This is a genomic window from Vibrio sp. KMM 9700, from assembly GCF_058545285.1.
This window is the reverse complement of record NZ_CM178590.1, coordinates 864,890-881,587: the sequence shown is the minus strand read 5'-3', so window position 1 is coordinate 881,587 and position 16,698 is coordinate 864,890. Positions and strand designations below refer to the sequence as shown.

At 41.7% G+C, this 16,698-nt stretch carries 14 protein-coding genes; 11 read left to right on the top strand and 3 right to left on the bottom strand.

What is annotated here, in order from left to right; genetic code table 11:
* Positions 1-96: 96 nt before the first annotated feature.
* The 3 genes from AC2VOY_RS15240 to narQ all read right to left on the bottom strand — a co-directional run bounded on the left by AC2VOY_RS15240 (position 97) and on the right by narQ (position 4,763).
* Positions 97-2,121, bottom strand: a complete 2,025-nt coding sequence (locus tag AC2VOY_RS15240; protein ID WP_491833439.1) for a GGDEF domain-containing protein — start codon at positions 2,119-2,121, stop codon at positions 97-99.
* Positions 2,122-2,418: 297 nt separating this feature from the next.
* Complete coding sequence (locus tag AC2VOY_RS15235) at positions 2,419-3,045, bottom strand: response regulator (RefSeq protein ID WP_491833437.1); 627 nt, start codon at positions 3,043-3,045, stop codon at positions 2,419-2,421.
* Entirely contained in the window at positions 3,036-4,763 is a 1,728-nt protein-coding gene (gene narQ, locus AC2VOY_RS15230) for a nitrate/nitrite two-component system sensor histidine kinase NarQ (RefSeq protein WP_491833435.1), read from the bottom strand. The genes AC2VOY_RS15235 and narQ overlap by 10 nt, the downstream gene beginning before the upstream one ends.
* Positions 4,764-5,085: 322 nt before the next feature.
* Between narQ and napF the strand changes: the two genes are divergently transcribed.
* The 11 genes from napF (at position 5,086) to AC2VOY_RS15175 (ending at position 16,491) form a co-directional block, all read left to right on the top strand.
* Positions 5,086-5,691: a ferredoxin-type protein NapF gene (gene napF, locus AC2VOY_RS15225; RefSeq protein ID WP_491833433.1), complete on the top strand. Its 606-nt coding sequence runs from the start codon at positions 5,086-5,088 to the stop codon at positions 5,689-5,691.
* A gap of 39 nt (positions 5,692-5,730) precedes the next feature.
* Entirely contained in the window at positions 5,731-5,988 is a 258-nt protein-coding gene (locus AC2VOY_RS15220) for a chaperone NapD (RefSeq protein WP_491833430.1), read from the top strand.
* 72 nt (positions 5,989-6,060) lie between these two features.
* Entirely contained in the window at positions 6,061-8,550 is a 2,490-nt protein-coding gene (gene napA, locus AC2VOY_RS15215) for a periplasmic nitrate reductase subunit alpha (protein WP_491833428.1), read from the top strand.
* A gap of 61 nt (positions 8,551-8,611) precedes the next feature.
* On the top strand, positions 8,612-9,127 hold the full coding sequence (locus AC2VOY_RS15210; protein ID WP_491834157.1) for a nitrate reductase cytochrome c-type subunit: 516 nt from the start codon (positions 8,612-8,614) through the stop codon (positions 9,125-9,127).
* 58 nt (positions 9,128-9,185) lie between these two features.
* Complete coding sequence (locus AC2VOY_RS15205) at positions 9,186-9,761, top strand: NapC/NirT family cytochrome c (RefSeq protein WP_491833426.1); 576 nt, start codon at positions 9,186-9,188, stop codon at positions 9,759-9,761.
* 26 nt (positions 9,762-9,787) lie between these two features.
* Complete coding sequence (locus tag AC2VOY_RS15200) at positions 9,788-9,919, top strand: TIGR02808 family protein (RefSeq protein WP_491833424.1); 132 nt, start codon at positions 9,788-9,790, stop codon at positions 9,917-9,919.
* A 447-nt stretch (positions 9,920-10,366) separates the two neighbouring features.
* Positions 10,367-12,940 carry a nitrite reductase large subunit NirB gene (gene nirB, locus AC2VOY_RS15195; RefSeq protein ID WP_491834156.1) on the top strand — a complete coding sequence of 858 codons (2,574 nt, stop codon included), beginning with the start codon at positions 10,367-10,369 and terminating at the stop codon, positions 12,938-12,940.
* Positions 12,940-13,266, top strand: coding sequence for a nitrite reductase small subunit NirD (gene nirD, locus AC2VOY_RS15190; protein ID WP_491833422.1), 327 nt, complete (start codon positions 12,940-12,942; stop codon positions 13,264-13,266). Before nirB ends, nirD begins: the two co-directional genes overlap by 1 nt.
* A gap of 262 nt (positions 13,267-13,528) precedes the next feature.
* The gene (gene nirC / locus AC2VOY_RS15185; protein WP_491833420.1) at positions 13,529-14,335 is read left to right on the top strand and encodes a nitrite transporter NirC; all 807 of its coding nucleotides are present in this window, start codon (positions 13,529-13,531) and stop codon (positions 14,333-14,335) included.
* A 162-nt stretch (positions 14,336-14,497) separates the two neighbouring features.
* Positions 14,498-15,253, top strand: a complete 756-nt coding sequence (gene cobA, locus AC2VOY_RS15180; RefSeq protein ID WP_491833418.1) for a uroporphyrinogen-III C-methyltransferase — start codon at positions 14,498-14,500, stop codon at positions 15,251-15,253.
* A gap of 92 nt (positions 15,254-15,345) precedes the next feature.
* Positions 15,346-16,491 (top strand): S1 family peptidase, encoded by a 1,146-nt coding sequence (locus AC2VOY_RS15175; protein WP_491833417.1) that lies wholly within the window; start codon positions 15,346-15,348, stop codon positions 16,489-16,491.
* Positions 16,492-16,698: the final 207 nt, after the last annotated feature.

Sequence of the window (16,698 nt, the reverse complement as noted above, 5' to 3'; positions counted from 1 at the left end):
AAATGCCACCTATTGTCATGTTTAGGTTATCATACTGTCAATTGATAAACCTTTTTTATACATTATTGGCTTGCATTTCAATTATCTATACTTTCATTATGAGCGAAGCTTCAAGCTGGATATATAATAAGCTTCGTAAGAGCGAATTTTTTCAAATACGACCCTTTCTTCATCACTAAGATGAGATGTTTCAAGTAATGCCTTACAAAAGTTTGTAAAAAGATAAAAGAATACCGCGGTTGAAACCTCACTACGATGATGAGAATCGACAATATTCATCCTGAAGTTAGACAAATCTTGGTGAGCTGATGTTGGCATAAACACTAATTCGAAATAACTGCTCATCACATAACTTAAACTAAAACGATACGTTTTTAATGTTTTCAAATTCAGGCTCTGCTGTAACTCAAATTCAGCCGCCACAAAGTCTAATTTCTTGTGCATATTTTGCTTTAATAATTGCTCAGCTTTCGTCAAGCCAATTTCATAAGGCTGGATCCCATCATCAATACTATTTAATTTTTCTTGACGCTTACGTTGAACGAGCAAATGATCAGCCTCACGCATCGCATTTTCAAAAGAAATATGTGAGTCAATATCAAAGCAAAAATACCCATAAGAAACATTAAAGCGTGGGATATTTTGTTTCTTGCAAGCAAAACCAATACGTCGATTTAAATCTCTAATAAATTTCTGCGCACAGAAATCAGCCGTCATACTTGTATAAAGTAAAACTAAAAACTCATCCCCGCCCAAGCGAATCACATCATCATCTTCTCTCGTGCTATATTCTGCGCTACGTGCAATGACATTAATTGCCTTATCGCCGATATCATGGCCATATTTATCATTGATTAGTTTAAATTCATTCGCATCGAGCGCTAGAATATGGATGCGTTGGTTATTTGCTAGTTTCTTTTGAACTTTAGGTTTCACTTTATTAATTAAGCCTTGACGGTTTAACACCTTGGTCATGGCATCATAGTTTTGCTTATCATTTTCCTTTAAGCTTAAAAGTAAATGACGGCACAGATAAAAGAAACCAAAAAATACAATAAATGGAATAAATAAAAGCAGCTTGTTACAGTCAAAGATAGCAATGACTAAATTTGCATAAGGAATTTCATAGTGAATGGTAAATTGCTTAAACTCAGGATCGCTAAAACTAGAATTATCTGCTTGAAAAACATATGGTTTGATCAATGGAGAATTAAAATCTGTGCTTCCAGAGCGATATATCTCTTGCTCTTGGCTGTTGATCACTAGCTGGCCAAACGTTAATAAATTTCTCGTTGTTGTATCATTCCAAATTTTCTCACGGGAGTACTGTCTTAAATCACTTAAGTTAAAACTTCTTGCAAAAAAACCAATGGTATTGCCGAATTGATTCTCTACATTCTGTATAAAGATGAGTTTACCATCGGTTTCATCACTTAAACTTGGTGCACGTAACACCCAGAATGGATCGCTTTGTTGAGCAAATGAGCGATAACTGTCACGAACAAATTTTGCCTCAGAAAAATAATCACTCAAAGTGGCCTTTTGATCTGCCTTATAGATAAAAGTATAATGATTAAATCTTGAAATAAAGCTATAGCTCGCGGCTTGAACATGCTCTTTTTGATTTAAACGAATAAATTCAAGATTGGCACGGCTCGATAAAATGACATGACATAAGTTTTTACGCTCTTGGAAGCTATAAGAAGGAAAATTATCATTTCCATATAAATTACCACCACCTTTGGTCGTAGCGGTTTGATTTAATAAGGTAAATTGATTCGTTTCGGATTGATATTCAACGTTAGATAAACAGTTAGAGATATTCTTAGCATTTTTTAACGACGCTGCTTGAGTATTTTGCTCAGAATTAAATTTCAAAAATTGAAGTTGGTCACGCGACTCCATTGCCAGGCGCTCAAGAAATAAACGCACGGAAGGAAGTAACACAGATTGCATCTTAATGTTAAATTTACTCACTTCTTGAACACCAATAACAATTGAGCAAATCAGAGTGAGTGATAGAGCAATAATTTTAGTTTGTCGCGCGAAAAAATTTCCGTTCATTTCTCTAGCCAGCCAACATCCTGTTTGCATTGTTAATATTGTTAAATAAAAGAGCAAGTATGTTACGTGCTTGATTCTACATAAATTATCTGTAAAGCCTCATAACTCACAGAGATAAATGAGACATGCATCACACTAGAAGTAAATAAAAAATTTATTAATTAAATGTCAACAAAATAACTGAACAATGTATCTTACATTTAGGTAACATAAGATTTTATATTTGATAAAATTACAAGCGTAATTATTTTTAGAAATGAAATTGGGAAAGAATAAGAAAGTGTTGAATAATTTTATTCCGCTAATTCTAAAACCAATCCGTTTATTTTAGAATTAGTGGAAATAATAAATGTTTTAGCCTTGAAAGCGCTCAAGGTATAAAACCGTTGCCGCAGTGCGAGACGGCACTTCAAGTTTTTTCAATAAACTTTTCATATGAACTTTAACGGTAGACTCTGAAATAAACAAGGTTTCAGCGATCTGACGGTTACGATGCCCTTTCGCCACTTCTTGTAGAATCTGAAATTCTCGATCCGTTAAACGCTCAAAGATGTCCCCTTTGTCACCTTTTTGTTCAAGGTATTCTTGGACTAACTCACTGTAGACATTTTCACCTTGGCTCGCTTGCAGAAGGGCCTGGATCAGCGCGTCTGGCTCCATATCTTTTAATAGATAACCATCCGCCCCAGCGCGTACAAGTGTATCAATATCAAGTGGATTATCCGAAACGGTGAGGATAATAATGCGTGCATCGACTTCTTCTTTGCGCAGCGCTTTTAATGTATCTAGACCTGACATGCCTTTCATATTTAAATCAAGTAAGATTAAGTCTGGCTGCTCAGAGTTAGCGAGCGCAATCGCCTCAGTGCCATTATTAGCTTCCCCTACGACTTCAAAACTTTCTTCAAGTGCAAGTAATTGAACTAAACCGCGACGCATTAAAGGGTGATCATCAACTAGCATCACTTTTGTTATAGACATTCGTTTTCCTCGTTTAATAAACTCATGGTCAAATTCACTTCGCAACCTTCATCAGGTTTAGATAAAATCTGACACTTTGCTTGTAAGCGACTCGCGCGCTCTTGCATAATATTTAAACCATAATGGTTCGGTTTTTCATGGCTAGGATCAAAGCCTATGCCGTTATCTTTAATCTGGATCTGGATTTGATCTTTGGTTTGAATACAGTTCACATTAATTTGGCTCGCATTCGCATGTTTAATCGCATTAATGCACGCCTCACGAATAAATTGTAATAAATGAACTTGCTTCGCTGCTGAAATTTCAATTGATGACAATTCATTATTTAAATGAAACTCCGCCTTAGTTTGGGTTTTTAATGGCTCTAAAATTTGGCTCAGCGCCACGCCAAAATCAGCTTCTTCGACTGATAACCTAAATGTATTGAGCAATTCTCTTAATTGAATATAAGCATTAGACAATACATCTTCAATTTCTAATAAAATATCTTCTGCTGGTGCGCATACTTTTCGACATTGGCTTTGTGTCATCGACCGTTTTAATAGCACAACTTGGATTTTCAAATAAGACAAGGATTGCGCCAATGAATCATGCAATTCACGCGCAATGGTCGCACGCTCTTCCATTAAAATAACTTGCTCGGCGCGCTTTTGCCCTTGTTCAAAATAAATTCCACGCGCCATCATCCGCGCCATGCTTTCAATTAAGTCACGATCGACCTCATCACCCGTCGCCTGCCACTTAAGTATACCTAAATTTAATTGACCTTGTGTCAAAGGATAAGTGTGCCACATCTGATTATTTGGCATTCCTGCTTCTAAACAGATATTGTTATCCCCATATTGTTCAATTTTTAAGCTTACCGCAGCGACGCCTTGAATCTGCAGCATGTATTCTAATATTTGCTGAAAATGACTCGTCGTCAGACGTGCTGCCGAAATCGATTCTGAGCTATGGTACAACAAATTCAATGATTGGTTAGCTTTTTGCAACGCTTGCGTCTTTTGGTCAACTAAAGCTTCGAGACCTGTGTATAAGTGTTTAAGATCTGCCGCCATTTGTTCAAAAGTAGAGCCTAGAATACCAAGCTCAGTCAGACTGTTGGTTTCCAGTTTAACATCGAAATTTTTAGCTTGTACTTGTTTAGAAGCTTTGACTAATGATTCGAGTGGATGCACGACTTCACGGCGTACAAAGCGCATGATAAAGATGGCGCAAAATAGAATAAATAAGACGCACACACCACCGACGATTGTCAGCAATTTTAATTTGAATTCTGAAAACTCTTGTAAGCTATATACAAAGCGATCAATTTGCGCGACAAGGCTTTGCACTTCTTGCAAATAAGCCATTCTATCTTCGGATTGGAGCTGCTGTGATAACTCTTGCCAACGTTTTGAAATATCTGAATATTGGGTTCGAATATCTTTGGGGACAAAAGGCGAATTTAAGGCAAGCATGACATCCGCATTTAAGGAGTCTTGATAATTTTGAATATGTTCAGGTAAGGCTTCTGGTTGAACTAACAAATCCGTTGCTAAACGATAGCTTTGCATCCGCATTGAGCCTGAAATATTCACCACTTCCGCATCACGCAGGCTATATACTAAGGTGACAAATGAAACACAAACAGCAAACAGTGACAGGGTCACAATAAACAGCATTTTCACCCCGATAACATGGGCGAGTGGTTTGAGTGGGCGAGTTGTGTGATTCAAAACTATAAGGCTCTTAAATAGATGGCAGTTTAACATACTTAATTTAAAGTCTAAAAAAATATGTCAGGTGAACAAAAATTCTTAATATTGCGTAAGGTGCTATAAAACTATAGGTTTTTATTTGATCTAGCGCAATACACCCCCCTATTTACCCCCTAGTGGGTATTTCATGCGCACATTGGTCAACTAAAATTACACATTGAAAAAGCACACATTTTTACAAAGTATTTGTCACCGTTACGTTTGTTTAAATTTGTATGATAATCGCCCTTTGAATGACTCAGGAAGAGCAGCTCACGCTTGTGGATGTAAGGCAAAATAAATGAAGCAATTGGCTAAAAAATTATTTTCAAACCATAAAACAGATTTGGACGCCGCTTCCAAAGCTGAAAACATTGCTATCCATACCTCGCCAAGTAAGCCACTCGCAAACAAGCAACCAGATCTCTCTCGACGTCGTCTATTTACGCGCCATACTGATACTCAAATTCCAAATCTGCCTTGGGCAAATGAAAATTTCCTGCATGACTGTACGCGCTGCCAAGCATGCGTCTTAGCTTGCCCCACTCAAATTATTATCCAAGGCGAAGGCGGCTTTCCACAAGTTGATTTCCACTTAGGCGAATGTGAATTTTGCTATGAGTGCGCGAGCGCTTGCGCAATTGCAGACAACTCATCACAAAGTGTTATTTTCAGACCTAAGTCCGAAAAACCTTGGACAATTCAGGCTAAGATCAAAGAGAATTGCCTTGCTTTTAATGGGGTTGAATGTCGCGCCTGTCAAGATTCATGCCCTGAGATGGCGATTCGCTTCACACTCCAAATCGGTCAGGCTGCGACGCCAAGTATTTTAGACAATTGCACCGCATGTGGCGCTTGTGTGTCCCCTTGCCCGAGTGATGCGATTGAAATGCAAACCAAACATTAATCCTGTCCGGTTGATGTTTATTATGAAAAGGAAAACCCAATGGCACTAAATGAAGTGCATATATCAAGTTTAGTGGTTCATGTTGTGCCTGAGCACCTTGAAGCTGTCAAAGCCCAAATTGCGCAAGTTGAAGGCGCAGAAGTGTATGCCGATAGCCCTGAAGGCAAAATTGTTGTCGTCATGGAAACTGAAAATCAAGGCTACATGACAGATAGTATAGATAAGATCAATCAACTGGAGCACGTATTAAGTGCTGCGCTTATCTATCATCAGATTGAGCCAAATCTTGAAGATTAAGACGAAAAACACACTATAACAACAACTAAATTCATTGATTCAATAAATTTAATAAAACACTGGAATTAAATTATGAAAATGTCAAGACGCGCGTTTGTGAAAGCGAACGCAGCTGCCTCGGCGGCGGCAGTGGCAGGGATAAGCCTCCCTGCAGGTGCGACAAACCTTATCGCAAGCTCTGATGAAACAAAAATCAAGTGGGATAAAGCTCCTTGTCGTTTTTGTGGGACAGGCTGCTCTGTGTTAGTCGGTACCCAAGGTGGTAAAGTTGTGGCAACTCAAGGTGACCCACAAGCACCTGTAAACAAAGGTTTGAACTGTATTAAAGGTTACTTCCTTTCTAAAATCATGTACGGTCAAGACCGCCTACAAACCCCGCTTCTACGTATGAAAGATGGTAAATTTGCCAAAGATGGTGAATTTACACCAGTTTCTTGGGATCAAGCTTTCGATGTGATGGCTGAGAAATTCAAAGAAGCAATCAAGAAAAAAGGCCCAACCAGCGTGGGTATGTTTGGTTCTGGTCAATGGACTGTGATGGAAGGCTATGCTGCCGTTAAATTAATGAAAGCAGGTTTTCGTTCAAACAACATCGACCCGAATGCACGCCACTGTATGGCATCTGCGGTAGTCGGCTTTATGCGTACCTTTGGTATTGATGAGCCAATGGGTTGTTATGATGACTTCGAAAATGCGGATTCTTTCGTACTTTGGGGTTCAAACATGGCAGAAATGCACCCTGTACTTTGGACGCGTATTACCGATCGCCGTCTAAGTAATCCAGACACAGTGAAAGTGAACGTACTATCGACGTATACACACCGTTCATTTGAACTGGCTGATAGTGGCATGATCTTCCACCCTCAAACTGACCTTGTTATTGCTAACTATATCGCCAACTACATCATCCAAAACGATGCCGTAAATTGGGATTTTGTGAACAAGCACACCCACTTCAAACAAGCGGCTACTGACATTGGTTACGGCTTGCGTGATGACGATCCACTCCAAGTCAAAGCGAAAAACCCGAATAGTGGCGATCTTGCAGCGATTGACTTTGAAGCATATAAAGCCTCTGTTGCGCCATATACGCTTGAAAAAGCATCAGAAATGTCGGGTGTATCACAAGACGCACTGCTTGATCTAGCAAAACAATATGCCGATCCTGAGCGTAAAGTGATGTCACTTTGGACCATGGGTATGAACCAACATACGCGTGGCGTGTGGATGCAAAGCCTAGTGTATAACCTGCACCTATTAACAGGTAAAATCTCAAGCCCAGGTAACAGCCCATTCTCGCTAACGGGTCAACCGTCAGCTTGTGGTACGGCGCGTGAAGTCGGCACCTTTGCACACCGTCTGCCTGCAGATATGGTGGTTGCTAACCCTGAGCACCGTAAAATTGCAGAATCTATCTGGAAACTACCTGAAGGCACTGTGCCACCAAAACCGGGTTTCCACGCGGTTCAACAAGATCGCATGCTCCACGATGGCGTATTAAACGCATACTGGGTAATGTGTAACAACAACATGCAAGCCGGTCCAAACATTAACACTGAGCGTCTGCCAGGTTATCGTAACCCTGAAAACTTCATTGTTTGTTCAGACCCTTACCCAACTGCAACCGCGCAAGCGTCTGATCTTATCCTACCAACAGCAATGTGGGTCGAAAAAGAAGGTGCTTATGGTAACGCTGAGCGCCGTACCCAAGCTTGGTATCAACAAGTAAAAGCCAATGGCGAAGCTAAATCTGACCTTTGGCAGATCATGGAGTTCTCTAAACGCTTCAAAATGAGTGATGTATGGCCTGCTGAACTGCTAGAAAAAGCACCAGAAATGGCAGACAAAACTATGTATGACGTGCTATTTAAAAACGGTACGGTTGATAAGTACCCATTATCGCAGGCGCAAGAGCTTAACGATGATGCACAAGCAGCTGGCTTCTACGTACAAAAAGGTCTGTTTGAAGAATACGCAGCCTTTGGTCGCGGCCACGGTCACGACTTAGCCCCTTATGATGTGTACCACACTGTACGCGGCCTACGTTGGCCGGTTGTTGATGGCAAAGAAACCCTATGGCGTTTCAACCCTGAGTATGACCCATATGCGAAACGTGAAGGTTTTGATTTCTACGGTAAGCCGGATGGCAAAGCGTTAATTATCTCTGCGCCATATGAAGCGCCACCTGAAGTGCCAAATGAAGACTTTGATATGTGGCTATGTACTGGTCGTGTGCTGGAGCACTGGCATACAGGTACGATGACGCGTCGCGTTCCTGAGCTGTATAAAGCTGTGCCAGATGCACTTTGCTTTATGCACCCAGATGATGCTGAAAAACGCGATCTACGCCGTGGTCAAGAGGTTCTAATTCAGTCACCGCGTGGTGAAGTTCGTGCTCGTGTTGAAACACGTGGTCGTAACCGTCCACCGCAAGGTTTGGTGTTTGTACCATTCTTTGACGCACGTATTTTGGTGAACAAGCTGATTTTAGATGCAACCGATCCACTTTCAAAACAAACGGACTTCAAAAAATGTCCTGTTCGTATTACGAAAGTGGCTTAAAGCACCTTGACTCAATCGACCAAGGCAGCCGAAATTTGCGCTGCCTGATATATCGGAGATAATTATGAAAAAGCTGATTGCACTTGTTGCAGCAAGTCTTGTCGTTGGCCTAGGTGCGGCGCACGCAACCGAAGAAGCGACACAACAAACGCAGGCGACTTTGCCTGCAAGTACACAACCAGAAATCAATAACCCTGGCGGCATCGGTGGTGTAGAATCACTACGTGGCGCGACAGAGCTTGAAACCACACGTCCAGCAGATGAAATGAAGCGTTTCCCACGCGATCATAAACTGGACTCAAGCTATGTTTATCAGCCACCTTTGATCCCGCATAACATTCGTGGTTATGAAGTATCATTAAACGCAAACAAATGTTTATCTTGCCACAGCTGGAAAAATGCAAAAGATATGGGCGCAACTAAAATTAGTGTGACCCACTATATGAACCGTGAAGATGAAGTACTTTCTGATGTGTCACCACGTCGCTACTTCTGTTTACAATGTCACGTGCCACAAGCTGATGCAAAACCGCTGGTGGAAAATGATTTTGAGAGCGTGAAATCACTTCAAAAATAAGTGGTTGGCTGTTTAATCAAGAGGTGATCCAAGTTTGGGTCACCTAAGAGAGATAAATATGAAATTTTTAAAAGCATTATGGACGCGTTTTTCATCGCCAAGTAAAGCTGCTGTTGGGCTTGTGCTCTTCCTTGGATTTATGGGTGGCCTATTGTTTTGGGGTGCATTCAATACCGGGATGGAAGCAACCAACACTGAAGAGTTTTGCTCTGGCTGTCACGCCCCTATCGTGAAAGAAATTCGCGAAACGATTCACTACTCGAACCGTTCTGGTGTGCGTGCAATCTGCTCTGATTGTCACGTGCCGCATAACTGGACAGATAAAATCGTACGTAAAGTACAAGCGTCAAAAGAGCTATTTGCTTTTGCTATGGGCACCATTGATACGGAAGAGAAGTTTCAAGCACGTCGTGCGCACCTTGCTTCACGTGAATGGAAGCGAATGAAAGACAATGATTCTCAAGAGTGTCGTAACTGTCACCAATTTGATTATATGGACTTCTCAGAACAAGGCCCACGTAGTGCGAAACAACACTCAACAGCCCTTGCAACAGGTGACAAAACTTGTGTTGATTGCCATAAAGGTATTGCACACAAACTACCTGACATGAGTGGCGTTGAAGGTTGGCAATAAGCCTGCTCAAACCAAAGGAGAATACAATGGGAACAGTTGAATACGTCATTTGGCATGTTTTAGGCTATATCGCGATGCCAGTCATTATCTTATCTGGTTTTGCAGCGGTTGCGCTTATTTCTATGGGCCTTTTAGGTCTAACGAAAGATAAAAACTAAGTCATTTAAATAAGCTCTTATCATTTATCAATGAAAGAATGCAAACAAGCCTCATCTCGTATGGGGCTTTTTTTCGTTTTGGGTTTGATAAACAGATCCCAAACAAGCATCTTAGATAAATTGCTTCGATCGTCTTTGAAAGCACCGCTAAACTGTTACGATGTGTATACATCTAACCCTAAATGAGCAGTTATATTTATTTCACCTTCTTAAATAAATCATACAAATAGACGATTAATATTTTTGCAAATAAATTAAATCCAGTTTGTGAGAAAGATTCACAATTAAATAATAGTAAATGTAAAAAAATATTTAAAAAACGCTATTTTTACCCATTTGGAGTTAACCCTAAAGTGTAGTTGTCGATCGAAGTTGATCTGGATCAGTTTTGAATGTTAAATCTTCGCCATTATGTAGGCAGTTTTATTATTATAAGAGTGCAGCATGATGAGCAAATCTAAAATATTGATCATAGGCAATGGCATGGTCGGCCATCGCTTTATTGAAGATCTAGTCGAAAAAGCGCAACTTGAACAATTTGAAATTAGCGCCCTGTGCGAAGAACCACGAGTCGCATATGACAGGGTTCACCTTTCTTCATACTTCTCTCACCATACCGCTGAAGAACTTTCTCTTGTGAAAGAAGGTTTTTATGCCAAACACGGCGTGAACGTATTTGTTGGCGAGCGTGCGATCACTATCGATCGTGAGAAGAAAATTGTTTATTCAAGTTCAGGTCGTGAACTTCATTACGACAAACTCATCATGGCAACTGGCTCTTACCCATTTGTCCCACCAATCAAAGGCAACGATAGCAAAGATTGCTTTGTTTACCGCACGATTGAAGATCTAAAAGCTATTGAAGCCTGCGCGAAAAATAGCAAAAGCGGCGTGGTTGTCGGTGGCGGTCTACTTGGCCTCGAAGCGGCTGGCGCATTGAAAGCACTTGGCGTTGAAACCCATGTGGTTGAATTTGCACCGGTTCTAATGGCAGAGCAATTAGACGGTCAAGGCGGCTTAAAACTGCGTAACAAAATCGAGCGTATGGGTGTACAAGTTCACACCAGCAAAAATACGCTTGAAATCAAAGCAGAAGGCGAAACGGCACGCAACAAAATGGTGTTTGCAGATGGCACTGAGCTTGAAACCGACTTTATCGTGTTCTCAGCAGGCATTCGCCCGCAAGACAAACTAGCTAAAGCTGCCAATCTTGAGATTGCCCCACGTGGCGGTATCGCTATCAATGACAACTGTCAAACCAGCGATCCAGATGTCTACGCGATTGGTGAATGTGCATCTTGGAATCAAACCTTCTTTGGTCTAGTTGCCCCAGGTTATAAAATGGCGCAAGTAGCTGTCGCGCACCTTTTAGGTAACGACATGACATTTGAAGGCGCAGACATGAGCGCAAAACTAAAACTTCTTGGCGTAAAAGTGGGAAGTATTGGAGATGCCAATGGCCGCACGCCTGAGAGCAAAAGCTATGTGTATCAAAATGACAGCGATGATGTGTATAAGCGCCTAATCGTTTCAAAAGATGGTAAAAAACTACTTGGCGCAGTGTTAGTCGGAGATACTTCTGATTATGGCAACCTATTGCAACTTCATCTCAATGATATGGATTTGCCTGAGCATCCAGACACACTTATTTTACCTGCACACGCCGGCGCTGAAAAACCAGCTATGGGCGCAGATGCCCTACCTGATTCAGCGGTAATTTGTTCATGCTTTGATGTGACCAAAGGCAGCATTGCACAAGCAGTGAGCGAAGGCGCAACCACTGTTGGTGAAATCAAATCGCTTACTAAAGCGGGTACGGGCTGCGGCGGCTGCTTGCCTATGATAGGTCAAGTACTTAATGCTGAGCTTGCAAAAGCTGGGATTGAAGTTAACAACCATTTGTGCGCGCACTTTGACTACTCGCGTCAAGAACTCTTCCACCTATGCCGCATCGAAGAAATCAAAAGCTTTGATGAACTCTTGGAAAAACATGGTCAAGGTCATGGCTGTGAAGTCTGTAAACCAACGGTTGGTTCTATCTTAGCGTCTTGCTGGGGTGATCATATCCTTAAACCTGAACTGGTTGGCCTGCAAGATACCAATGATAACTTCCTTGGCAACATGCAAAAAGATGGCACTTATTCTGTGATCCCACGTATGGCTGGTGGTGAAGTCACGCCACAAGGTCTGGCTGCGGTAGCACAAGTTGCAGAAGAGTTTAACCTTTATACGAAAATCACCGGCGCACAACGTATCGGCCTATTTGGCGCGCAAAAAGATGACTTACCTGTGATTTGGGAAAAACTTATTGCAGCTGGTTTTGAGACGGGTCAAGCCTATGCCAAAGCACTGCGTATGGCGAAAACTTGTGTCGGCAGCACTTGGTGTCGTTTTGGCGTACAAGACAGTGTTGGTCTTGGCGTGCAACTTGAAAACCGCTACAAAGGTATTCGTACCCCGCATAAAATGAAGTTTGGTGTATCAGGTTGTACCCGTGAGTGCGCCGAAGCACAAGGTAAAGACTTAGGCATCATTGCGACAGATGCAGGTTGGAACATGTATGTATGTGGTAACGGTGGGATGAACCCGCGTCATGCTGATTTACTTGCTTCTGATTTAGATACCCAAACCCTCATCAAATATATCGACCGCTACATGATGTTCTACATCCGCACGGCCGATAAATTGCAACGTACTTCAGTTTGGCTTGAAAACCTAGAAGGCGGCATTGATTATCTACGTAAAGTGATTGTTGAGGATACCTTAGGCATCAATGATCAACTTGAAGCAGACGTAGCGAAACTCATCGAAGACTATTCATGTGAATGGCAAGCAACGCTTGATGATAAAGCGCAGCTGAAACGCTTTAGCCACTTCATCAACTCAGATGAACGTGATGAAAACGTTCAATTTGTAGCTGAGCGTGCACAACTACGCCCTGCGACTTGGGTAGAAAAGCACCCTGAGCTAAAAGGCGATATTTTCCACACTGATCTCAACACTACAGAGGAGATGGCATAATGGCTAGTTGGACAAAAGTTTGTAAACTCGACGATATTACGCCACGTACTGGTGTGTGCGCTTTGGTTGCTGGTAAGCAAGTTGCACTATTTCGTCCAAGCAATGATGACAAGGTTTTTGCGCTAGACAACATGGACCCATTTGCAAAAGCAAACGTCCTGTCGCGCGGCTTAGTCTGTGAATATGATGACGCACTTTGGATTGCAAGCCCGCTGAAAAAGCAGCGCTTTCATCTTGAAACCGGCGTGTGTATGGAAGATGAAGCCATGTCCATTAACGCTTACCCGGTACGCGTGAAAGCAAACCAAGTGGAAGTGCAAGCGTAAGTTGATTTAAACACTAAATAACTAGGCATGGTCTTTGCTACGAAAAGACGCTCAAGCCATCCTTGGGCGCTTTGAAAACCACATCCCTGTGGTTTTAAACTTTTATCCACAAATGACCACACCTAGTTTTATTCTAGACCGAGTTAATTTTACTAAGGCCTAGAGAAAGTTTGAAAAATTGATATCCATAAGCAGCTGTCTAGCAACGCATGCCACCTGCTTATCAGTATCCATTTTTAACTTTAACTTTTAGGATACTATTATGTATACAGAAACCATTGAAAAATGTGCTAATAATGCCAAGCGTATTGTTAACCTCGCAGCCAATAACCCGCTTGGGTTTTGGATCGGCTCAGCAATGGCTGGCGCGTATGTTGGCCTTGGCATTATCTTAATCTTCACTCTAGGTAACCTTGTTGATCCAAGCGTTCGTCCACTTGTGATGGGCGCAACCTTTGGTATCGCCTTAACCTTAGTGATCATCGCAGGCTCTGAGCTTTTCACCGGTCACACCATGTTTTTAGCCTTTGGCGCATTAACCAAGAAAACCACTTGGGGTCAAAACTTTGTTGTCTTGCCACAAACTTGGTTAGGTAACCTACTAGGCTCTATCTTTGTTGCTTACTTATTCTACCTTGCAGGTGGCGGCGCATTGCTACCAAAAGCTGATAGCTTCTTACACGCAGCGGCGCTAGGTAAAACCACTGCATCGGCAAGCAGCCTATTCTTTAAAGGCATTTTGTGTAACTGGTTAGTTTGTCTTGCAATTTGGATGTGCCAACGTGTGGAAGGTTCAAGCAAATTTATCGCTATCTGGTGGTGTTTACTTGCCTTTATCGGCGCAGGTTATGAGCACTCGATTGCAAACATGACCATCTTTGCTCTGTCTTACTTTGGTGCGCATTCAAGTGAGTTTACCCTAAGCGGCATCGGTCACAACCTCCTTTGGGTATCGCTTGGTAACTTTGTATCTGGCGCAGTCTTCATGGGTTACGGCTACTGGTTTGCAACCCCAAAAGAGCAACGTCCTGAAGCACAAACGCAAGAGTTAGCACAAAAAACTGCTTAATTACTCAGCAGAGCATATAAAAGCATAAATGATCACTGATTGTTTATGCTTTTTTTATGATTATCCTATAACCAAAAAATATATCTTAAAATGCCCTTCTTTATTGCAGCGCTGATATTTAAAACATATTATCTAAAAAGAAAAAATAAAGGATAATGAGCAATGAGCACAGATTTAAAAAAACTAGAAAATAAAGTCTACCTTGTCGGCGCAGGCCCTGGCGATCCTGAGCTTTTAACGGTTAAAGGATTACGCCTTATCCAATCTGCCGATGTGGTGGTGTATGATCGCTTAGTCTCTAAAGAAATTATGGCGCTTGTTAGCCCAAGTGCGAAACTTATTTATGTCGGCAAAAAGCTCGACCATCACTTTGTTCCGCAAGAAGAAATCAACCAAATCTTAATTGATGAAGCTGCATCTGGTGCTAGTGTTGTACGCATCAAAGGTGGCGATCCTTTTATTTATGGGCGTGGTGGTGAAGAAGTACAAGAATTAGCACGCGCAGGGGTTTCCTTTGAAGTCATTCCGGGGATCACGGCAGCCTCGGGTGCAACTGCATATGCAGGCATTCCACTCACTCACAGAGATCACTCCCAAAGTGTTCAGTTTATTACTGGTCATCTGAAAGCCCATGGCAAAGATATTAACTGGAAAAGTCTTGCGCATGATAATCATACTCTCGTCTTTTACATGGGTCTTAAACAATCACCCGTTATCATGCAAAACCTGCTCGATAATAATCTCGACCCCAAAACGCCTTGCGCAATTATTGAAAAAGGCACAACCAAAGAGCAAAAGGTCTATACAGGTGAGCTAAGTCAGTTAGCTGAAATGGCGCAAAAAGCGATTAGCCCTGCATTAATCGTTGTCGGCAGTGTGACTCAATTACATAAAGAGTTGAACTGGTTTACACCTTGATCAATGTTTGACAAAACTTAACCTTGCACTCATTGTGTAATAATAAAGTTTTCCTATACTTAGGAGAGTTTTGATTGAGATAAGGACATCGAATGAAACCTCTTTTAGCTTTAACATATTTATCAGGTTTAATCTTAACGAGTTTAAGCCTGACAACTTTCGCAAGTGATGTACAGCCCAGCGCTCAAACAAATCCTTTATCAGCGCAAGAACGAATCGTCAACGGACAAGTACTTAGCGCAAGCCAAGCACCTTATATGGGATTAGTTGCGCTCGACTTTAACGATGAAGTTCCCTCAAATGTGCAAATTATCTGTAGCGCAAGTTTTTTAAATGAAACTTATGTGCTCACTGCCGCGCATTGTATATACCCGCAAAGCCAAACTGATATCCAAACCAATATTCGCCTCATGGTCATCAATAACGTCAATTCAATTGAACGCGATATTTTCCGAACCAGTTTGCGCCATTATGTTGAAGCGATTTATATTCCTACAAATTATCAAGAAAAGAATCCATTTGATAATGATATTGCAATCTTAAAATTAGCTGAGCCGGCATTAAATGTATCTGAATTTATCGGTTTAGCAGACATTTCAGATGAGTCAAATTACCGCAAAGAAGATTCTGTTTTTCAAGTGCTTGGATATGGCCTACAACAAAATAACCCAAATCAGACCAGTGATGCCCTTCGTTTTGCGCGTATGGACTATATGGATCAAGAAAAATGTCGACAAAATAGCGGGATTGATTTAAGCGACAGTCAGATTTGTACGACCGCCTCGCCAGTGAATGGTTTACGATCTGGCCCTTGTTCTGGAGACTCGGGTGGCCCTTTAATCGCTGATCTTAGTCATGGCGCTGTGCAAATTGGTGTTGTAAGTTTTGGTCCAGAGCTATGTGGCGATCCCGATGCTCTCTATCAAAGCGTTTATACAGAAGTCGCCGACTTTAGTGACTGGATTGCAGGCGTCATGCAACAAAGCAGCGTCGCACAAGATTCCTTAGTCCAATTTATTAGCCCAGAGCAAAGGGAAGATCTTATTGGAGTGTCGGCAGGCGCAGATCAAATTGATGATACGACTGAAGATACAGAGTCCATCGATGATCCTCAAGAAGTAACAAGTACCGAAGCTACGCCAAGCAGCACTTCATCCGGTGGTGGCGGTGGTAGTTTTGGTATTGCCAGCATACTTGTACTGGGGTTTGCTTGCATCCGCAGACGCTTTAACAAATAGGGATATAGATAAGGAAAGCTGCATCCAATATTGGTTGTGGCTTTTTTTATTGAGGCAGGTTTAGAAAATAAGAGCTGATAGACACACAAAAGGCGCACCATAATTTATGTGCGCCCTTCGCCCTCAGCCTTTTCGTGGCATACGTATTGAGATAGTGCTTAATCAAGCTAGGTTCTCAATCACAAAATGAGGTATTTGATTCTTTTT